The 19,127-nt window shown below is 63.1% G+C and carries 19 protein-coding genes and 1 tRNA gene; 15 read left to right on the forward strand and 5 right to left on the reverse strand.

What is annotated here, in order from left to right:
- Positions 1-58: 58 nt before the first annotated feature.
- Positions 59-149, reverse strand: a tRNA-Ser gene (locus LB536_RS06800).
- 447 nt (positions 150-596) lie between these two features.
- On the opposite strand from LB536_RS06800, the gene LB536_RS06805 reads away from it, so the two are divergent.
- From LB536_RS06805 to LB536_RS06840, 8 genes are all read left to right on the forward strand, one after another.
- Entirely contained in the window at positions 597-1,709 is a 1,113-nt protein-coding gene (locus tag LB536_RS06805) for a pyridoxal phosphate-dependent aminotransferase (RefSeq protein ID WP_140759233.1), read from the forward strand.
- Between the two features lie 295 nt (positions 1,710-2,004).
- Positions 2,005-2,289 carry an acylphosphatase gene (locus tag LB536_RS06810; RefSeq protein WP_224590557.1) on the forward strand — a complete coding sequence of 95 codons (285 nt, stop codon included), beginning with the start codon at positions 2,005-2,007 and terminating at the stop codon, positions 2,287-2,289.
- A gap of 66 nt (positions 2,290-2,355) precedes the next feature.
- Positions 2,356-3,006 (forward strand): TetR/AcrR family transcriptional regulator, encoded by a 651-nt coding sequence (locus LB536_RS06815; RefSeq protein ID WP_224590558.1) that lies wholly within the window; start codon positions 2,356-2,358, stop codon positions 3,004-3,006.
- Entirely contained in the window at positions 2,975-4,138 is a 1,164-nt protein-coding gene (locus LB536_RS06820; RefSeq protein ID WP_224590559.1) for an isovaleryl-CoA dehydrogenase, read from the forward strand. The genes LB536_RS06815 and LB536_RS06820 overlap by 32 nt, the downstream gene beginning before the upstream one ends.
- 2 nt (positions 4,139-4,140) lie before the next feature.
- Positions 4,141-5,748 (forward strand): carboxyl transferase domain-containing protein, encoded by a 1,608-nt coding sequence (locus tag LB536_RS06825; protein ID WP_224590560.1) that lies wholly within the window; start codon positions 4,141-4,143, stop codon positions 5,746-5,748.
- Position 5,749: 1 nt separating this feature from the next.
- Positions 5,750-6,280, forward strand: coding sequence for an O-acetyl-ADP-ribose deacetylase (locus tag LB536_RS06830; RefSeq protein WP_224590561.1), 531 nt, complete (start codon positions 5,750-5,752; stop codon positions 6,278-6,280).
- Positions 6,281-6,400: 120 nt separating this feature from the next.
- Positions 6,401-6,775 carry a hypothetical protein gene (locus LB536_RS06835; protein WP_224590562.1) on the forward strand — a complete coding sequence of 125 codons (375 nt, stop codon included), beginning with the start codon at positions 6,401-6,403 and terminating at the stop codon, positions 6,773-6,775.
- Positions 6,776-6,824: 49 nt separating this feature from the next.
- Entirely contained in the window at positions 6,825-8,810 is a 1,986-nt protein-coding gene (locus LB536_RS06840) for an acetyl/propionyl/methylcrotonyl-CoA carboxylase subunit alpha (RefSeq protein WP_224590563.1), read from the forward strand.
- A gap of 81 nt (positions 8,811-8,891) precedes the next feature.
- Here the strand turns inward: LB536_RS06840 and LB536_RS06845 are convergent, their stop codons facing one another.
- Both LB536_RS06845 and LB536_RS06850 read right to left on the reverse strand, forming a co-directional pair.
- Positions 8,892-10,013, reverse strand: coding sequence for a branched-chain amino acid ABC transporter substrate-binding protein (locus LB536_RS06845; protein WP_224590564.1), 1,122 nt, complete (start codon positions 10,011-10,013; stop codon positions 8,892-8,894).
- A gap of 430 nt (positions 10,014-10,443) precedes the next feature.
- On the reverse strand, positions 10,444-10,710 hold the full coding sequence (locus LB536_RS06850) for an SEL1-like repeat protein (protein WP_224590565.1): 267 nt from the start codon (positions 10,708-10,710) through the stop codon (positions 10,444-10,446).
- A 438-nt stretch (positions 10,711-11,148) separates the two neighbouring features.
- Here LB536_RS06850 and LB536_RS06855 point away from each other — a divergent pair, with 438 nt between their 5' ends.
- The 5 genes from LB536_RS06855 (at position 11,149) to LB536_RS06875 (ending at position 14,823) form a co-directional block, all read left to right on the forward strand.
- Positions 11,149-11,490 (forward strand): DUF2147 domain-containing protein, encoded by a 342-nt coding sequence (locus LB536_RS06855; RefSeq protein WP_140759217.1) that lies wholly within the window; start codon positions 11,149-11,151, stop codon positions 11,488-11,490.
- A 212-nt stretch (positions 11,491-11,702) separates the two neighbouring features.
- The gene (locus tag LB536_RS06860) at positions 11,703-11,858 is read left to right on the forward strand and encodes a hypothetical protein (protein WP_181178630.1); all 156 of its coding nucleotides are present in this window, start codon (positions 11,703-11,705) and stop codon (positions 11,856-11,858) included.
- Between the two features lie 34 nt (positions 11,859-11,892).
- Positions 11,893-12,087, forward strand: a complete 195-nt coding sequence (locus LB536_RS06865) for a hypothetical protein (RefSeq protein WP_224590566.1) — start codon at positions 11,893-11,895, stop codon at positions 12,085-12,087.
- Positions 12,088-12,204: 117 nt separating this feature from the next.
- Complete coding sequence (locus tag LB536_RS06870) at positions 12,205-13,665, forward strand: AMP nucleosidase (protein ID WP_224590567.1); 1,461 nt, start codon at positions 12,205-12,207, stop codon at positions 13,663-13,665.
- Between the two features lie 147 nt (positions 13,666-13,812).
- Positions 13,813-14,823, forward strand: coding sequence for an endonuclease/exonuclease/phosphatase family protein (locus LB536_RS06875; RefSeq protein WP_224590632.1), 1,011 nt, complete (start codon positions 13,813-13,815; stop codon positions 14,821-14,823).
- A gap of 35 nt (positions 14,824-14,858) precedes the next feature.
- On the opposite strand, the gene LB536_RS06880 is transcribed toward LB536_RS06875, so the two are convergent.
- Positions 14,859-15,452, reverse strand: coding sequence for a DUF922 domain-containing protein (locus tag LB536_RS06880; protein WP_224590568.1), 594 nt, complete (start codon positions 15,450-15,452; stop codon positions 14,859-14,861).
- A gap of 161 nt (positions 15,453-15,613) precedes the next feature.
- Complete coding sequence (locus LB536_RS06885) at positions 15,614-17,293, reverse strand: electron transfer flavoprotein-ubiquinone oxidoreductase (RefSeq protein WP_224590569.1); 1,680 nt, start codon at positions 17,291-17,293, stop codon at positions 15,614-15,616.
- Between the two features lie 221 nt (positions 17,294-17,514).
- Here LB536_RS06885 and LB536_RS06890 point away from each other — a divergent pair, with 221 nt between their 5' ends.
- Positions 17,515-18,159 (forward strand): hypothetical protein, encoded by a 645-nt coding sequence (locus LB536_RS06890; RefSeq protein ID WP_140759205.1) that lies wholly within the window; start codon positions 17,515-17,517, stop codon positions 18,157-18,159.
- 80 nt (positions 18,160-18,239) lie between these two features.
- Positions 18,240-19,109 (forward strand): uracil-DNA glycosylase family protein, encoded by an 870-nt coding sequence (locus LB536_RS06895; protein ID WP_224590570.1) that lies wholly within the window; start codon positions 18,240-18,242, stop codon positions 19,107-19,109.
- The last annotated feature ends 18 nt before the right edge of the window (positions 19,110-19,127 follow it).

Here is a 19,127-nt window from a genome sequence, read left to right on the forward strand (position 1 = left end):
GCATCTTCTCCGCGTCGATGCCGCCCATTGTGAGCTAGCACAGCAGCGCGAAGCAGGATGGCGGAGAGGATGGGATTCGAACCCACGAGAAGCTTTTGACCTCTACTCCCTTAGCAGGGGAGCGCCTTCGACCACTCGGCCACCTCTCCGTTGAGCCGCTGGATAAAGAAAAGCGGCGGCACAATCAACAAGCCCGCATCATTAATATGGAAAAATAGGAGCGTATCGGATCGCGGCTTTGCGCGATGCGGCGTTTCTGCGGCAATTCCCTGGCTCGTGCCTCACGGCCTCGCCATGATTCCGTCTGCCAATACCGGGTTCTGCTGGAAATAAGCGGCTGCGGAGGGCAGCGCGTCGTCAGCTTGCGCCTGCGATAGCGGATTCGCTTTCGGTTGCGCGATTTTTGGCTGCGGGATTTTCGGCCCGGATGAAGTTTTAAGATGCTTGGACCAAGCGGGTGGGAATCGACTGCTCATCATGTCCGGCTAGCAAAAAGAGGTGGCCGAATCCAGCATGACAAATTGCTGGCTGGGAGCAACTTGCGCCAACCATCCGGTCACGTTAGCAAGAAAGCCCCTTGCAAGCGAGCTTCCGACATGCGTCAGCGCCCTCTCCTCACACCCGTCATCGCCGCGCTTCCGTCTACCGTGCCGTTTGTCGGCCCCGAAGCGCAGGAGCGTGAGCGCGGGCGCGCTTTCCGTGCCCGCATCGGCGCCAATGAGAGCAGCTTTGGCCCCTCGCCGCGCGTCATCGCCCGCATGGAGAGCGTCGCGCGCGACCAGTGGATGTATTGCGATCCCGACAATTTCGACCTGAAAGTCGCGGCCGCTGCGCATCACAACGTGGCTGTCGAGAACGTCGTTGTCGGCGAAGGCATCGACGGCCTGCTCAGCCTGGTGGCGCGCATGTATGTGGCGCCAGGCGATGCGGTGGTCACCTCGCTCGGCGCCTATCCGACCTTCAACTTCCACATTGCCGGTGTCGGCGGCCGACTGGTGACCGTCCCTTACGAGAACAACAGGGAAAGCCTGGACGGTCTGCTCGCGGCGGTCGTCAGGGAGAAGGCGCCGCTGGTCTATCTGTCCAATCCGGACAATCCGATGGGCAGCTGGTGGGAAGCCGACGAGGTCATCCGCTTCATGCAAGCCTTGCCGGAAACCACCATGCTGGTGCTCGACGAGGCCTATGGCGAATTGGGGCCGGCCTCGGCCCTGCCGCCGATCGATATCTCGCGGCCAAACGTCATCCGCATGCGAACCTTTTCGAAGGCCTACGGACTTGCCGGCATACGGTGCGGCTATGCGTTGGCCGAGACGCAGGTGATCAGCGACTTCGAGAAGATCCGCAACCATTACGGCGTCAGCCGCATGGCGCAGATCGCCGGCGTCGAGGCGCTCGCCGACCAGGCCTATCTCGAGACGGTGGTGGCCCGGGTGGCCGCCGGACGGCGGCGCATCACCAATATCGCCGAACAGAACGGGTTGAAGCCGCTCGCCTCGGCGACCAATTTCGTCACCATCGACTGCGGCCATGACGGTGCTTTCGCTCTGAAAGTGCTTCAGGGACTTTTGTCGCGCGACGTCTTCATCCGCAAGCCGATGGCGCCAGGGCTCGACCGCTGCATCCGCGTCAGTGTCGGTCTCGACCATGAACTGGATATCTTCGCCGAGGAATTGCCCGGCGCGTTGGCAGCGGCGCGCGGAAACTAGGGTAGTTCGCGGCGCTCGGGAGTCGTCGCTGCGCCGAGCAGATGCCTGACACGCGTCAGCACATCCGACAACTCCGCGGCTTGCCTGTCGTTCAGGCCCGCGGTCAGGCGCCCGAGATCACGATTAGTGGCGCGGAGAATTTGCGAAGGATTCTCCGACCGCGTAAGCCGCCGGTTCGAAATTGGATGAAATTATCCATCTTCCGCAGGAATCCCAAGCTTTTCGGGCTGGATAGCGCCTCAAGCCAATTGCCTTCGTTCGGTGCTGCGCCAGACTCTATGCAAGGGAGCGAGCCATGAGTGATCGGAAAAGGGCAGTGCAGGCGCGCATATACGGCACGGTCCAAGGTGTCGGCTATCGGATCTGGGCGCGAGGCGAAGCGACGAGGTACGGGCTGCTGGGCTGGGTGCGCAACGAACGAGACGGCTCGGTTACGGCATGGCTTACCGGCGCCGACGCAGCCATCGCGGCCATGATCGAACGGCTTCGGCAAGGCCCGCCCGGCGCGGCTGTCTCTCGGATCGATCTGGAGGAGCTGGAGACCTCGATCACGCCTGAAGATTTCAGGATCATAGCATAGGCAGGTCCCGCCTCCTCTTGAATTAATTGAACGTTCGTTTTATTATTGCCATCCAACGAGGCGACGATGGCACGAACCACAGGATCGGACGGCGAGCGAACCGAAGCGGCAGTCCGCGACGCGGCGGTCACCCTGATAGCGCGCCACGGCTATGAAGCGATGTCGATGCGCCAGTTGGCCGCCGAGGTCGGCGTGCAGGCAGCCGCGCTCTACCGCTATTTCCCGACCAAGGAAGACCTGCTGTTCACGCTGATGCGCGAGCATATGCAAGGGCTTCGCGAGGCCTGGAAGCAGGCTAGGCCAGCCGGCGCGGATCCGGCGTGGCAGCTTGCCGCCTACGTGCGCAACCACATCGCCTTTCATATCGAACGCCGCCACGCCACACATGTCTCGAACATGGAATTGCGCAGCCTATCGCCCGACAGGCTGACACAGATCCTGCGCATGCGCACGGCTTACGAAAAGGAACTGCGTTCCATCCTGCGCGATGGCGCCGAGGCCGGAGTCTTTCAGATCGAGGACACCGGCCTGACGGCCATGGCGCTGATCCAGATGATGACCGGCGTCATCGTCTGGTTCCGGCCAGGCGAGCGATTGTCGATCGCCGAGGTCACGGCGACATATCTCTCGATGACAATGCGCCTGGTCGGCGCGAACGTCGGCATTGGTACCGGGGAGGAACGGCATGTACACGAACACGCTCGGCTTCGGGCATGACGAGGATATCGAGGCGCTGCGCGACATGGTCCGGCGCTTCGCGCAGGAAAGGATCGCGCCGATCGCCGCAGACATCGATCGCGACAACGAATTCCCGGCGCATCTGTGGCGCGAACTCGGCGCGCTCGGCCTGCTCGGCATAACCGCCGATCCCGATTTCGGCGGCAGCGGCATGGGCTATCTCGCCCATGTGATCGCGGTCGAGGAGATTTCGCGCGCCTCGGCATCGGTCGGCCTCTCCTATGGCGCCCACTCCAATCTCTGCGTCAACCAGATCAACCGCTGGGCAACGCCGGCACAGAAGGAAAAATACCTGCCGCCGCTGTGTTCGGGCGAGCACGTCGGCGCGCTTGCCATGTCGGAGCCCGGCGCCGGCTCCGACGTGGTCTCGCTCAAGCTGCGCGCCGAAAAGCGCAATGACCGCTATGTGCTCAACGGCACCAAGATGTGGATCACCAACGGCCCGGACGCCGAAACGCTGGTCGTCTACGCCAAGACCGACCCGGTAAGGGAATCGCGCGGCATCACCGCCTTCATCGTCGAAAAGGCGATGCCTGGGTTTTCGGTGGCGCAGAAACTCGACAAACTCGGCATGCGGGGATCCAACACCGGCGAACTGGTTTTTCGCGATGTCGAGGTGCCGTTCGACAATGTGCTGCACGAAGAAGGACGCGGCGTCGAGGTGCTGATGTCCGGCCTCGACTATGAGCGCACCGTGCTTGCCGGTGGCCCGATCGGCCTGATGGCGGCATGCCTCGACGTGGCGATCCCCTATGTTCACGAGCGCAAACAGTTCGGCCGGCCGATCGGGGAATTCCAGCTGGTGCAAGGCAAGCTTGCCGACATGTACACGGCGATGAGCGCCGCCCGCGCCTACGTCTACGCCGTCGCCGCCGCCTGCGACGGCGGCCAGACCACCCGCAAGGATGCCGCCGGCTGCGTGCTGTTTGCCGCCGAGAGAGCGACGCAGATGGCGCTCGACGCCATCCAGCTGCTTGGCGGCAACGGCTATATCAACGACTATCCGACCGGCCGGCTTTTGCGCGACGCCAAGCTCTACGAGATCGGCGCCGGCACCAGCGAAATCCGCCGCTGGCTGATTGGGCGGGAAATCATGGCGGAGGGGGTGTGAGCATGGCCACGCTGCAAACCCAGATCTCGCCCTCCTCCGAAACCTTCCGCGCCAATGCCGAGCGCATGCGGGCTCTGGTTGCCGACATCGCTGAAAAAGCCACGGCCGTCGAGCGCGGCGGCTCGGATGAGGCACGTGAGCGCCATGTCGGTCGTGGCAAGCTGTTGCCGCGCGAACGCCTGGCGCAATTGCTGGACACCGGTTCGCCCTTCCTCGAGATCGGCCAGTTCGCGGCGTGGTCCATGTATGGCGAGGAGATTTCGTCGGCCGGCCTGATCGCCGGCATCGGCCGCGTCGAGGGCATCGAGGTGATGGTCGTCGTCAACGACGCCACGGTGAAGGGCGGCACCTACTATCCGCTGACGGTGAAGAAGCATCTGCGCGCGCAGGAGATCGCGCTGCAGAACAACCTGCCTTGCGTCTATCTGGTCGACAGCGGCGGCGCCAATCTGCCCAACCAGGACGAGGTCTTTCCCGACCGCGAGCATTTCGGCCGCATCTTCTACAACCAGGCCAATATGTCGGCTGCCGGCATTCCGCAGATCGCCTGCGTCATGGGTTCCTGCACCGCTGGCGGCGCCTATGTGCCGGCGATGTCGGACGAGACGATCATGGTGCGCAACCAGGCGACCATCTTCCTCGGCGGACCGCCGCTGGTGAAAGCGGCCACCGGCGAGGATGTCAGCGCCGAGGAGTTGGGCGGCGCGGATGTGCACACCAGGCTTTCCGGCGTCGCCGATCACTATGCGTTGGACGACGAACACGCGCTCGCCATTTGCCGGCGCATCATCAAGAACCTGAATCGGAACAAGGCTGTAAGCCTGAGCTCTAGGAAACCTCATCCGCCGCTTCATCCTGCGGATGAGCTTTACGGCATCGTCCCGACCGATCTGCGCCAGCCCTATGACGTGCGCGAAGTCATCGCGCGCGTTGTCGATGGCTCCGAATTCGATGAGTTCAAGCAGAACTACGGCACGACGCTGATCACCGGCTTCGCCCATCTCCACGGCATGCCGGTCGGCATCATCGCGAACAATGGCGTGCTGTTTTCCGAGAGCGCGCTGAAGGGGGCGCACTTCATCGAATTGTGCTGTCAGCGCAAGATTCCGCTGGTTTTCCTGCAGAACATCACCGGCTTCATGGTCGGCAGGAAATACGAGGCGGGCGGCATCGCCAAGGATGGCGCCAAACTGGTGATGGCGGTGGCGACCGCCAGGGTGCCGAAGGTGACCGTCATCATCGGCGGTTCGTTCGGCGCCGGCAATTACGGCATGTGCGGCCGAGCCTACTCGCCGCGCTTCCTGTGGATGTGGCCGAACGCCCGCATCTCGGTGATGGGCGGCGAGCAAGCGGCAACTGTGCTCGCGATGGTCAAGCGCGAAGGCATCGAGCGCAAGGGCGGGGAATGGAGCGCCGAGGAGGAGGCGAAATTCAAGAAGCCGATCCTGATGAAATACGAGCATGAAGGCCATCCGCTCTATTCCTCGGCAAGGCTTTGGGATGACGGCATCATCGATCCGGCCAGGACACGCGAGGTGCTGGCGCTCAGCCTGTCGGCCGCGCTCAACGCCGAGATCGAGGAGACACGCTTCGGCGTGTTCCGGATGTAAGATGAGGAAGGCCCAAGGCAGGATCCAAGTACACACCGGGGACATCACGAAGCTCGATGTCGACGCTATCGTCAATGCCGCCAACACTTCGCTTCTTGGTGGTGGTGGCGTCGATGGCGCCATCCATCGCGCGGCAGGCCGCGAGCTTGAGTTCGAATGCCGGATGCTGAATGGCTGCAGGGTCGGCGACGCCAAGATCACCAAGGGTTATAAACTACCCGCTCGACACATCATCCATACTGTCGGGCCCGTCTGGCAGGGCGGCGGCAAGGGCGAAGCCGAATTGCTGGCCTCCTGTTACCGGCGTTCGCTTGAACTAGCAGTCGCCAATGATTGCCGCTCGGTGGCATTCCCGGCCATCTCGACCGGAGTATACCGCTATCCGAAAGAGGACGCGGCCAAAGTCGCCGTCGAGGAGGTCAATGATTTCATCGGGCAGAACGCGCTTCCCGAAACCGTTGTTTTCTGCTGCTTCGACGAAGCCATGGCGGAACTATACCGGGGTATTCTTGAAACATTTGGTGAATATTGAGCTTTATAGGCCAGATCATTAATTCGCTCACGAAATCGCGATCCTGCCCTGCAGGTCTGGCGGCACTGAAGAATATTCGCTATTGCTCATCATGCACTTTGCAATGTGGATGGGGTAAAAATGAAACTGCAATTTTCGCGGAATGTGTCTACTCTACTACTTTCCGCATTGCTGCTAACCGCGGCGCATGGCGCGAGCACGGCCGGGTCGCTGGCGGGAAGCGAGGGAGACAAGCGTTTCCCACCCTATTTGCCGCGAAACCCGAAGGATCCATGCACCAAGACCTACAAGGCCTATGTCGCGGCCAGCGGCCATTCGGCCTACGCCACCACGCCTTATGCCCGGATCATGTCATCATACATAATCTGCGGCGGGCACCTGAACGCGCCATCGCAAAAGGCGGCGGAAGAACTGGCAATGAAATCCTGCCTGGGCACGCGCGCGCACTACAAGGTAACCACGGGCGGCGCCTGCGAGATCGCCGCGTCCAAATAAGCGGGCGTCTGCCGGAATGGCGCCGCCCGACGCAAATCCGGGAGGCTCCATGTTCACGAAAATCCTGATCGCCAATCGGGGCGAGATCGCTTGCCGCGTCATCCGCACCGCCCGCAAGCTTGGCGTGCACACCGTCGCCGTCTATTCGGATGCCGATGCGAGATCCCTGCATGCCGAGATGGCCGACGAGGCGGTCCATATCGGTCCCTCGCCTGTCGGCGAGAGCTATCTGCGCGGCGACAGGATTGTCGCGGCGGCGCTGGGAACGGGCGCGCAAGCCATTCATCCCGGTTACGGATTCCTGTCGGAGAACCCCGATTTCGTCGACCAGGTGGTGGCGGCGGGCCTCATTTTCATCGGCCCGTCGGCGGCCTCGATCCGCGCCATGGGGCTGAAGGACGCCGCCAAGCGGCTGATGGAGAAGGCCGGCGTTCCGGTGGTTCCAGGCTATCATGGCGAGGCGCAGGAGATCGTGCTGCTTGCCTCAAAGGCCCGCGAGATCGGCTATCCCGTGCTGATCAAGGCGCGTGCCGGCGGCGGCGGCAAGGGCATGCGCCACGTCGAGCATCCCGATGATTTTTCCGAGGCGCTGTCCAGCGCCAGGCGCGAGGCCAAGGCCGCCTTCGGCGACGACCGCGTCCTGGTCGAGAAATATGTCGACAAGCCACGGCACATCGAGGTGCAGGTATTCGGCGACAATTTCGGAAATGCCGTGCATCTCTATGAGCGCGACTGCTCGGCGCAACGCCGCCACCAGAAGGTGATCGAGGAGGCCCCCGCCCCCGGCATGACGCCGGCTTTGCGCAAGGCAATGACGGAGGCGGCGGTAAAGGCCGCCAAGGCAATCAACTATTCCGGCGCCGGCACCATCGAATTCATCGTCGACGCCTCGCAAGGCCTCAAGCCCGACCGCTTCTGGTTCATGGAAATGAACACCCGCCTGCAGGTCGAGCATCCGGTTACAGAGATGGTCACCGGCACCGATCTGGTCGAGTGGCAATTGCGGGTCGCCAGCGGCGAAAAACTGCCGAAGTCACAAAGCGAGATCGCGCTTTCCGGCCATGCTTTCGAGGCGCGCATCTATGCCGAGGACGCGGCCAAGGGATTTCTGCCGGCGACGGGCACGCTGCACCACCTGAAATTTCCGGGCGTCGCCCCCGAAGGCGCCGCGATGCGCATCGAGACCGGCGTGCGGGCCGGCGATGCCATCTCGCCCTATTACGACCCCATGATCGCGAAGCTGGTCGTCCATGCCGGGGACAGACAGGCGGCGCTGGAAGCGCTCCGCACAGCACTCGCGCAAACCGAGATTGCCGGCTCCACCGTCAACACCGCTTTTCTCGCCACTCTTGCGGCCGATCCGGATTTTGCAGCAGGCGACGTCGATACCGGCTTGATCGGGAGACACCAGGAAGCGCTGACGGCGATAGCGCCGCCGACCGGCGAAATCATCTCGGCCGCCGTCCTGGCGGCCTCGGGTGCCGGAGCATTGCCGTGGTCGGACGATCCGTGGTCGTCGCTTGCCGGCTATGCGCATTTTCAGGCCCTGGTGCGGCGCATGCGGCTGAAGTTCGGCGACGAGGCAATTCAGGCAAAGGTTTCAATGCGGCCGGACGGACGCTTTCAGGTGGCGCTCGATGCGCCTTACGACAGCATCAATTCGCATGACCTTCGCGCCGTTCCCCGCCTTGCCCGCTGGCCTGACCACATCACGGTGTTCGAAGGCGCCGTCGGCTATACTTTCACCGTGCCGGATTCCCTGGCGAGGAGCGATGATGCGGCTGCCGCCTCCGGCAGCCTGCGCGCGCCGATGCCAGGTCTCGTCAAGCTTGTGCGCGTGGCGAAAGGCGACGCTGTGATCAAAGGGCAAATTCTGCTGATCCTCGAGGCGATGAAGATGGAGCACACCATCGCCGCCCCGCATGACGGGGTGATTGCCGAGATCGCCGGGGAAGGGTCACAGGTCAACGACGGCACGGTGCTGGTGCGGTTCGTCGAGGAACAGGGCGCATCGACCACCGCAACCGGCCGATAGAAGGAGCGCATCGCGAGCCGCAAACAGAAATGGCCGGGACGAACCCGGCCATTTCCTTAGATTATCTGATCGCCAGAGCGGTTACTGCGCGATCGGTGCGTATTTGCCGTTGTGCCACTGGTTGATGTCGTAGCTGGCATTCTTGAGGTCGCCCTTCTCGTCGAAGGTGACGTCGCCGACAACGGTGCTGATCGGCGTGCCGTTCTTCAACGCTTCGGCAACCTTGGCCGGATCGTCGCTGCCGGCACGCTTGATGCCTTCGGCGAAAGCCTGGACCACGGCGTAGGAGAACAGCGTGAAGCCTTCCGGGATGAAGCCGCCGGCCTTGATCTTCTCGACGGCGGCCTTGGCTTCCGGCTTTGCCTGCGGATCCGACGGGAACACGAACATGGTGCCCTCGCCGGCCGGGCCGGCAACCTGCCAGAACTCCGGCGAGGCGATCGAATCCGGCATGATCAGCTGGAACTTCAGGTTCTGCTCCGCCGCCTGACGCAGGATCAGGCCGGCCTCAGGATGGTAGCCACCGAAATAGACGACATCGGCCTTGAGATCCTTCAGCTTGGTGACAAGTGCCGAATAGTCCTTCTCGCCGGGGTTGATGGCATCGTAGTAGACTTCCTTGAGGCCGCCAGCGTTCATGGTCGCCCTGACGGCGTCCGCCACGCCCTGACCGTAGGCGCTCTTGTCGTGCAGGATCACGACATTCTTGCCGGCATACTTCTTGGCGATCCACGGACCGATGAAGGCGCCCTGCGCGTCGTCACGCGTATAGAGGCGCATGATCGTCGACCAGCCGTTCTTGGCCGCCGCATCGGTCAGCACCGGGTTCGAGGACGCCGGGCTCATCATCAGCGCGCCGGCTTCGGCATAGACCGCCGAGGCCGGAATGCTCGAACCCGAGCAGGCATGGCCGTCGATGAACTTGACGCCGTTGGCAACGATGCGGTTGGCGACCGACACGGCTTGCTTGGGATCGCACTGGTCGTCCTCAATGTCGAGCTTGATCATCGAGCCGTTGACGCCGCCCGCGGCGTTGATGGCATCGGCCGCGGCCTGTGCGCCTTGCTTGAACTGATCGCCGATGGTCGCGAGCTGTCCGGTCATCGGGCCGACCACCGAGACGGTGATGTCGTCGGCGAATGCGACCGGCCCACTCATCATCAGGCCGAAAATGGCCGCGCTCAAAATCCTCATTTTCTTCATGACAATAGAACTCCTCCACTCACGCGCGGCCGCCCGGCCGCGCTTCTTCCAGAGAGGCGGGACAATTTCATCCTTCATCGGGCCTGTCTAGGCGCATTGACGCCGCTCGATTGGGCCTGCGCGGCCTCATCCACGCAAAAAAGCCACGCCAGCCTTGTTTCGGCTGGTCGTGGCTTTTTTGCCTGTCAGGCTGTTTCCCCGGCGCCCCCGCGCTGTGAACCCAACCCACCTTCCCTGTCTTCCTGTTGGCCATGATCTTGCCGAAGCCCCGATCCACTTCGGGATCATGGTCCGTCGCGCGGCTTGGACCTGCCGGCCTGCCGCATTCTTTTCATTGTTGGCCTGTGGCCTGGCTGTCTGCGCAGCCTTATCCCTGTTGGCCCGACCGTCTTTCAGCGGCCTTGGCCGGAGCGTCCCCGCCTGACGGAACTCAGTGCATGGTCATCCATTCGCGAGCTTCGCGCAGGGCCTTGGCGATCTCGACCTTCGACATCGCCGCCGAGAGTTCCGAGCGCAACTCCGCGGCGCGGCCCGAACCCTTGATGGCGGCGATGTTGAACCATTTGTGGGCGGCAACGACGTCGGTCTCGCAATCGCGACCGGTCGCATACATCATGCCCAGTTCGAAAAGAATGTCGGCCTGGGCAGTTGCCCCCATGGCGCCGAAGCCTGCTTCAAGCATTTCAAAACGTGCCATTTTAGTCCCCTGTCTGGCTCCCGAGAGCTGCCTCCGTTTGTCTTGTCCGGGCCGCTCTTTCGATGCTTTCGAGAATGCCGCGCAGGCTTGAATCCGTCGTTAAATGGCGTGCTTAATTTGAGGAAAACAAAGCTAAAACAAGAGGTAAACGCGGAAATTCGTTAAGGATACGAAGCCAGCAATTCGGCTGGTTTTCGTCAAATTTGACGAAAGTTTTCGGGGCCGCAATCAACACTCCGCTAACCACGGGAAGCAAACGCGACGCGCCGATCGTTTTCATTTCCGCGCCGACAAGGCGAATTCAGGCGCTTTCAAAATGCCGAAGTCTTCCGTCGCGGCACCGCTTTTGTTTTGACGGAAGCTGGATTAGCTTACGTTTGCGTAAGCGGCAGACCGGCGAGGCGGAGCATCCGGCCGGCCATCCAAAGGGAGGAAGACATGTTTCGAAAAGTGAGCCTGGCCCTGGCGGCCACTTTGATGCTGGGCGGCGCGGCATGGGCCGATCCGATCGAGGGCAACTGGAAAACGCAGGCGGGCGACACCGCGGCCATTTCAGGCGGCGGTTCATTTTCCATCACGCTCAAGTCCGGTAAATATGCCGGCAAGACCATCGGCTCGCTCACGGCGGCCGGCGATAACAAATATACCGGCAACATCACCGATCCGGCAAACGACAAGACCTATTCCGGCAAGGCGACATTATCGGGTGCCTCGCTCAAGATGAGCGGTTGCGTGCTCGGCGGACTGATCTGCAAGAGCCAGATCTGGCACAAGCTCTGATCGTCAATCCCCTTGTGATCTCAAAACGGGGCCTGGCGGTCCCCGTTTTCGTTTTATCGAGGCGCAGGCAGTGGCGCTCGATCGGCATTCGGGTAGCCGGCAAGCCAGCCAATATCCCGTCAATCAATTTGAACCGCGGATGAACGCTGGCATCAGGGCCGGTTCAGAGGCGTCAGCGCATTCTCCGGCGTGTTGAAGGAGACACGGACCCAATGCTTGCTCGCCGCTTCACCATCGTCTGCCTGCTGATGAGCCTGTTTGGAATGTTCTTCGCCATCCTCGTCGCCGAAGCGGGCCGTTCCCCCCGCTCGTGGGACGAAGCCACCAGAATGTGCCGCCTCGCCTGCCCGACCAACCTTCGCCACTGAAACAGAGAACCTCGAAAAGAAAAGCACAGACATCATGAACCGCATCGCCGCCAATCTCTCCAGGATCCTCCGGCTGCTGCCGCGGGCGGCGCTTATCCTGATGCTCCTGGCCGCTCCGGTCCTGGCAGTGCCGATGATGCGCGCCGATGCCGGCTCGACGATCGAGGCGCCGGGGCTCAGAAAGTCCGGCGTCGGGTTCGTGCTGCTGGTCAGCCTGCAGCGCGGATAAAGAAAAAATGGCGCTTTGAGCGCCTTCGGCGGCGAGCCCCCTCCCAACCGCCCGTCCAAGTCTCTATATTGAGCCATGGAAAAGCGAATCTACCCCCAAGCCATCGAATCGGTTGTCATGCCCGAGCCTTTTGGCCGGCAAAGCTTCGACAACGCCAAAAAGGCCGTTGCCGCGCTCGAGGTGCTCTACGACCGCAACACCAAGTTCCTGCGCGACTCCTTTGCGGCACTTGCCGCGGGCGGCGACAGCAGCAAACGTTACCGGGCCTTCTATCCTCAGATCGGCGTCACCACGAGTTCGTTCACCCAGGTCGACTCGCGCCAGGCCTATGGCCACATGCCGACACCAGGTCATTTCGCTACCACGGTCACCCAGCCGATCCTGTTCGAAGCCTATCTCACCGAGCAACTTCGGCTGATCATGCGCAATCACGGGGTGTCGGTGACGGTCTCTGAATCGACCACGCCGATCCCGCTGCATTTTGCTTTCCTGGAAGGCACCTATGTCGACGGCGCCGCTGCCGAACGTATCGAGCGGCCGATCCGCGACCTGTTCGACGTGCCGGACCTCGACGGCACCGACGACCAGATCGCCAACGGTACGTTCGAGGCCGCCTTCGGCGAGCCCCGGCCGCTGGCGCCGTTCACGGCGCAGCGCATCGATTATTCACTGCACCGCATGACGCATTACACCGCAACCAGCCCGCAGCATTTCCAGAACTTCGTGTTGTTCACCAACTATCAGTTCTACATCGACGAGTTCGTCGCCCGCGCCCGCGACCTGATGGAAAAAGGTGGTGACGGCTACGCGGAATTTGTCGAACCTGGCAACGTTATCACCCGGGCCGGGCAGCGCGCGCCCAGCGAGGGCGTAGCGCCGCAGCGCCTGCCGCAGATGCCGGCCTATCATCTGAAGAAGCCGAACCATGGCGGCATCACCATGGTCAATATCGGCGTGGGCCCTTCCAACGCCAAGACCATCACCGACCATATCGCGGTGCTTCGGCCGCATGCCTGGGTGATGCTTGGTCACTGCGCCGGCCTGCGCAACACCCAGGCGCTGGGTGACTATGTGCTGGCGCATGCCTATGTGCGCGAGGACCACGTGCTGGACGACGATCTGCCGGTCTGGGTGCCGATTCCGCCGCTGGCCGAGATCCAGGTTGCGCTGCAGGAAGCGGTCGCCGAGGTCACCGGCCTGTCGGGCTATGATTTGAAGCGCATCATGCGCACCGGCACCGTCGCCACTATCGACAACCGCAACTGGGAACTGCGCGACCAGCGCGGACCGGTGCAGCGCCTGTCGCAGTCGCGCGCGATCGCGCTCGATATGGAATCGGCGACGATCGCGGCCAATGGCTTCCGCTTTCGCGTCCCCTACGGCACGCTGCTGTGCGTTTCCGACAAGCCGCTGCATGGCGAACTGAAATTGCCTGGGATGGCGACCGAGTTCTACAAACGCCAGGTGGCGCAGCACCTGACCATCGGCATCAGGGCGATGGAGAAGCTGGCCGAGATGCCGATGGAGCGGCTGCATTCACGCAAGCTCCGGAGCTTTTCGGAGACAGCATTCCAGTAGGCGTCGCGCGAAGCCTCGGCGAGGCAATTCGTCGTCTTGCTCAGGCCGCAATTTGGCCGATAAGCAAATCGAACGGATCGACAGGTGGCATTCAGCGGACACGACCTCGCAGACACGACCTCAATGACAACAGGCGCGCGCTTGAACATGACGGCTGGGCTGGCATTCCTGGCGATGACGGCATTGTCGGCGGCTTTGTTGGCCGGGTTCTTCGGCGCGCTGCACCCCGCTTTCGATTCCTTCTCGCATTTCCGCATTCACCTCAGCGTGCTGATGGCGCTTTTGGCGCTGCCCCTGCTTGCGAGTTCCTACCGGCTGCAGGCGGCCGCGGCACTGCTCTTCGCCATCGGCTGCCTAGCCACGACGGCAAGCGCGTTGCCCAGGCCGTGGCCGCAGCCGGCGGTTGCCAAGCCCGCCGACCAGATCGTCTACAGCCTGCTGCAGATGAACCTGCGCTTCAACAACCCAACGCCGAAGAAAGTGCTGTCGCTGATCGGCCGCACCAATCCGGACGTGATCACGCTCGACGAAGTGTCGGCGATGTGGTCGACCGAGCTTGGCTACATCGCCAGCGCCTACCCCTATCGGATCCTCTGCCCCTACCCGAACGGCATGTTCGGCGTGGCGCTGCTGTCGCGCCGGCCGTTTGCCGCCAATACCGCGCCGCGTTGCGAGCCGCGCGGCGCGATGGCGACCGCCACCATCGACTTTGGCGGGAGCGATGTCGATGTCGCCGCGATCCATTTGAGCTGGCCCTGGCCGAAGGAGCAATACTGGCAAATCGGCGAACTGGCGCAGCCACTGGCGGCGCTCGGCGAGACCGCGATCATGGCCGGGGATTGCAACGCCGTGCCATGGAGTGCGGCGGTGCGGCGGGTCGCGGCTCTCGGCGGGCTGAAACTCATGCCTTCAGCCGGTCCGACCTGGATCCACCGGACACTGCCCGACTTCCTGCGCCGCTATGCAGGCCTGCCGATCGACCAGGTGTTCAGCAAGGGCGGGCTGACCATCCTGTCTTCGACGCGGCTGGAGGATACCGGCTCGGATCATCTGCCGGTGCTGGTCGAGTTCTCCGTCCGCACGAGCGACAAGCAACCCCATGACGAGCATGAGAGCGCGCTCGCGGCACGCGACGTTCCAAACAGGCCGCGCGGCTGATCCGAAACGGAGCCAACGCTCGCAGTGCGCACCAGTCAAGGCTTGGTCAGCGCGTCGACAAGGTGCTCGACATGGCCGCCGCCACGATGCTCGCGCGCGTCGAAAGCGTTCTGCTTGGCTTCGTATTCGGCATAGATGGTGTTGATGCGCCGCCTCGCCTCGAGGTGTGTGCCCGTGCAGAACCAGTTGTCCGGACGCTCCAGGCCGGCAAGCGCAGTCTCGGTGGCCCGCATCATGCCTTTCGCAATCCGGCCATGGGTGTGCTCGTGCTTGCGGACGCCGGCCATGAAACGGTCCCAGCGCTTGCGCAGACCTTGGCTTGTCGGCGAGAGCCGCGGGAAGGTGTAGGTCAGGTCGAGTGTGCCGTTGGCCTGTCGCAAATGACAGGCCCCATCCTGGCGGCTGATGTCGAGATCCCAATGTACGGTGTAGCCGGTTTCGGCGATAGCGCGCGTCATATAGCCGTGCTTGGGCCCCTGCCGGTCCATGGCCTCGATAAGGTCGGCCCCGGTCTTTCCGGCAACGTCATAGCTACGGACGTGAACGACGAGTTTTGTGCCCGCCGATGCGGCTGACACGCCGAACAGTACACAGGCCGCGGTGAGCATAGTCAGGCTGGTCAGGCGCATGTCCGCCTCCGTTGTCGGTGGGCAAGCAGACCACACTCGGCGCGGCGCTTCAACGGGCTTGAGCGAAGCCGCCCGTTTCGCGACGGCGAGAAACAGATCCGCTGCCGCTCGCATGGCCGGCATTTCTTCCGCCGGGTCGAGACGGCCTGCCGGCGCTCGGCTCACATACCTTGGTAGACCGGTCCTTCACCGCCTTGCGGCGGCACCCAGTCGATGTTCTGGTTCGGGTCCTTGATATCGCAGGTCTTGCAGTGGACGCAATTCTGCGCGTTGATGACGAAGCGCACGTCCTTGGCTTGCGGATCGGCGGCGGCGTTGCCATCCTTGTCCACCCACTCATAGACGCCCGCCGGGCAATAGCGCGTGGAAGGTCCGGCGAAGACATCGTGCTCGGAGCGTTGCTGCAGAGCCATGTCGCCGACGATCAGGTGCACCGGCTCGTTTTCCTCGTGATTGGTGTTGGACAGGAACACCGAGGAGAGCCGGTCGAAGGTGAGCACGCCATCCGGCTTCGGATAGGCGATCTTCTTGTGCTGGGCGGCAGGCTCGAGCGTGGCATAATCGGCCTTGCCATGCTTCAGCGTGCCGAAGGGCGAGACGCCGAACAGCGTGTTCAGCCACATATCGAGGCCGCCGAGGCCGACGCCGATGATGGTGCCGAAGCGCGACCAGAGCGGCTTGACGTTGCGCACCTTCTTCAGGTCCTTGCCGATGTCGGTCGCCCGCCAGGCTTCCTCGTAGGCGGAAAGCTCGTCATTGGCACGGCCGGCGCCAATCGCCTCGGCAACATGATCGGCCGCCAGCATCCCCGACAGCACCGCATTGTGGGAGCCCTTGATGCGCGGCACGTTGACGAAACCCGCCGCGCATCCCATCAGCGCGCCGCCCGGGAACGACAATTTCGGCACCGACTGCCAGCCACCCTCGGTTATGGCGCGCGCGCCATAGCCCAACCGCTTGGCGCCTTCGAAGGTACCCTTGATCGCGGGATGCGTCTTGAAACGCTGGAACTCCTCGAAAGGCGATAGATACGGGTTCTTGTAGTTGAGGTGGACGACGAAACCGACCGCCACCTGATTGTCCTCGAGGTGGTAGAGGAAAGATCCGCCGCCGGTCTTCATGTCGAGCGGCCAGCCGAAGGAATGCTGCACCAGACCCGGCCGATGGTTCTCCGGCTTGACCTGCCAGAGTTCCTTGAGGCCGATGCCGTATTTGCCCGGCTCGCGGCCATCGGAGAGTTTGTATTGGGCGATCAGCTGCTTGGCGAGCGAACCGCGCGCGCCCTCGCCGATGAGCACATACTTGCCCATCAGCGCCATGCCCGGTGCGAAGCCCGGACCGTGCGTGCCGTCCTTCTCGACGCCCATGTCGCCGGTGACGACGCCGGTGACGGCGCCCGCCTCGTTGTAGAGCAGGCCGGTCGCGGCAAAGCCTGGATAGATCTCGACGCCAAGCGCCTCGGCCTTGCCGGCCAGCCAGCGGCAGACGTTACCCAGCGAGACGATGTAGTTGCCGTGGTTGTTCATCAGCGGCGGCATCAGGATGTTGGGCAGGCGGAACGAGCCGGCGGGGCCGAGCACCAGGAAATGGTCCGCCGTGACCGGCGTCTTGAAGGGATGACCATCCTCCTCGCGCCAGCCGGGCAGCAGCCGGTCGATGCCGATCGGATCGACGACGGCACCCGACAGGATATGGGCGCCGACCTCGCCGCCCTTTTCCAGCACGACGACGGAAAGCTCGGGATTGACCTGCTTGAGGCGGATGGCCGCGGCAAGGCCGGCCGGACCGGCACCGACGATGACCACGTCGAATTCCATGCTCTCGCGTTCGATATCGCTCATCAACCCCTCCGCACTGGCTTGCCGCAGTTGGCGTATCTTGCTGGCTCCCGCGCTGCATAGCGCATCAATTGGCGACAGGAAACCGGCGCATACGTGACAATGCGGATTTGGCCAAAAAGTCGCGCATTCCGCGGCACCCAAGCCGTTTCCGTGCAGCGTGGCACGCCCAAGCTTGCGTTTTCTATTGTTCGACGGCTTGCTTATCGGCCATACTTCCCGCCATGCGCATTCCCGGGCCAGGCGGCTTCTCTTCGACGCGCTTTCCATCAACGCCCGGCCGGGCCTGCCGGGCGATTACTTTGGCCCTTCTTGCTTTGGCGCCGGGTCATGCCGTCGCGGATGAAGTGAAGGTCTGGGCAACAGGCGCGTACTCGTTCTCCGACGAGCTTGGCGGTTTCCGCATCACCGGAGCCTCCGGCATCGGAACCAAGGACGATCCGCTGGTGATCACCGAAGAGCTGAATTCGGCGACACCCGTGACGCTGACCATCCGCACCACAAAGCCGATCCAGACATTCGGCAAGGCGGGTGAGTTCGCCAACGGTATCATGTATATGCGCCTTGACGTGCTCAACAACAGCGGCCAGGCCTGGATCGAATTCCAGTTCGAGCTGCAGGAAATACTGGACCAGCCGAGCGTGTTCGGAGACGGGCTTTCGTTCGACCAGCGCAACAAGACGCCCGACAATATCTGGTCGAGCAATTTCGCCGATTTCGATCGCGAGTTCGAACCCTATGACCGGCTGCTGTTCAAGAACGGCAAGGTCGATCCTATGAGGACCGCCAGCTTCGAGTTCCTGATGACCGACTACACGCCGCGATGGACCTTCTATCTCGTGCAGGATCCACGCATACCCACCGGCTGAACCGCGGCCTCGCCTTGGGATTGGCTGTCGCCACGCCTTCCGAGGTTGCAAATCGACGCCGCCCGGACAATGGTGCGGCCATGACTGCCGCCTCTCCCAACAATCCGGTCGATTTCACCGATCTGCTCGCCTTCTATGCCAGCGCCGGCGTGGACGAGGCTTTGGAGGATGCGCCGGTCGACCGGTTCGCGGAGGCCGCGCCGAAACCGGCGGAACGCATGCCGACGGCGACGCCACGCGAAAGCGGCGCACCGGAGTCGCCCGTGGCTCCGCCGCGCCTCGATAGGCGCGCGGTACCGGATGCTCCGGCCCCGCGCCCGTCGACCTCGGCCGTGCCCGACGAGGCGCAGGCGGCGCTGGCGCGCCAGTTGGCGACCGCGGCAGTGTCCCTCGACGAGCTGCGCCAGCACATGGCCGCTTTCGAGGGCTGCAATCTCAAGGCCACCGCCAAGAACCTCGTATTCGCCGACGGCAACCCGCAAGCCGCTGTGATGCTGGTCGGTGAAGCCCCCGGCCGTGACGAGGACATTGAAGGCCTGCCCTTCGTCGGCCGCTCGGGCCGCCTGCTCGACCGCATGCTGGCTGCGATCGGCCTCGACCGAGGCTCGGTCTACATAGCCAATGTCATTCCCTGGCGGCCACCCGGCAACCGCACGCCGACGCCGCACGAGACCGAGATTTGCCGGCCGTTCATCGAGCGTCAGATCGAGCTGGTCAATCCCAAGGTGCTGATCAATCTCGGCGGTCCGTCGGCCAAGACCTTGCTCAACACCTCGGAAGGTATCCTGCGCCTGCGCGGCAACTGGCGCGTCCACACCACGGCGTCCGGCATCGCCATTCCGGCCATGCCGACATTGCACCCGGCCTATCTCTTGCGGACGCCCGCGCACAAGAAGCTCGCATGGCGGGATTTTCTCGAGGTGAAGGCGAAGCTGCGGGCGCTCTCCTAGCGATGACTTCGCAGGTAA

This window comes from Mesorhizobium sp. ES1-3, from assembly GCF_020164795.1.
Lineage (GTDB): Bacteria > Pseudomonadota > Alphaproteobacteria > Rhizobiales > Rhizobiaceae > Mesorhizobium.

Coding starts and splice junctions, on each gene's coding strand:
- LB536_RS06805 (WP_140759233.1), top strand. CDS start 597: ATGCGTCAGCGCCCTCTCCTCACACCCGTCATCGCCGCGCTTCCGTCT.
- LB536_RS06810 (WP_224590557.1), top strand. CDS start 2,005: ATGAGTGATCGGAAAAGGGCAGTGCAGGCGCGCATATACGGCACGGTC.
- LB536_RS06815 (WP_224590558.1), top strand. CDS start 2,356: ATGGCACGAACCACAGGATCGGACGGCGAGCGAACCGAAGCGGCAGTC.
- LB536_RS06820 (WP_224590559.1), top strand. CDS start 2,975: ATGTACACGAACACGCTCGGCTTCGGGCATGACGAGGATATCGAGGCG.
- LB536_RS06825 (WP_224590560.1), top strand. CDS start 4,141: ATGGCCACGCTGCAAACCCAGATCTCGCCCTCCTCCGAAACCTTCCGC.
- LB536_RS06830 (WP_224590561.1), top strand. CDS start 5,750: ATGAGGAAGGCCCAAGGCAGGATCCAAGTACACACCGGGGACATCACG.
- LB536_RS06835 (WP_224590562.1), top strand. CDS start 6,401: ATGAAACTGCAATTTTCGCGGAATGTGTCTACTCTACTACTTTCCGCA.
- LB536_RS06840 (WP_224590563.1), top strand. CDS start 6,825: ATGTTCACGAAAATCCTGATCGCCAATCGGGGCGAGATCGCTTGCCGC.
- LB536_RS06845 (WP_224590564.1), bottom strand. CDS start 10,013: ATGAAGAAAATGAGGATTTTGAGCGCGGCCATTTTCGGCCTGATGATG.
- LB536_RS06850 (WP_224590565.1), bottom strand. CDS start 10,710: ATGGCACGTTTTGAAATGCTTGAAGCAGGCTTCGGCGCCATGGGGGCA.
- LB536_RS06855 (WP_140759217.1), top strand. CDS start 11,149: ATGTTTCGAAAAGTGAGCCTGGCCCTGGCGGCCACTTTGATGCTGGGC.
- LB536_RS06860 (WP_181178630.1), top strand. CDS start 11,703: ATGCTTGCTCGCCGCTTCACCATCGTCTGCCTGCTGATGAGCCTGTTT.
- LB536_RS06865 (WP_224590566.1), top strand. CDS start 11,893: ATGAACCGCATCGCCGCCAATCTCTCCAGGATCCTCCGGCTGCTGCCG.
- LB536_RS06870 (WP_224590567.1), top strand. CDS start 12,205: ATGCCCGAGCCTTTTGGCCGGCAAAGCTTCGACAACGCCAAAAAGGCC.
- LB536_RS06875 (WP_224590632.1), top strand. CDS start 13,813: ATGACGGCTGGGCTGGCATTCCTGGCGATGACGGCATTGTCGGCGGCT.
- LB536_RS06880 (WP_224590568.1), bottom strand. CDS start 15,452: ATGCGCCTGACCAGCCTGACTATGCTCACCGCGGCCTGTGTACTGTTC.
- LB536_RS06885 (WP_224590569.1), bottom strand. CDS start 17,293: ATGAGCGATATCGAACGCGAGAGCATGGAATTCGACGTGGTCATCGTC.
- LB536_RS06890 (WP_140759205.1), top strand. CDS start 17,515: ATGCGCATTCCCGGGCCAGGCGGCTTCTCTTCGACGCGCTTTCCATCA.
- LB536_RS06895 (WP_224590570.1), top strand. CDS start 18,240: ATGACTGCCGCCTCTCCCAACAATCCGGTCGATTTCACCGATCTGCTC.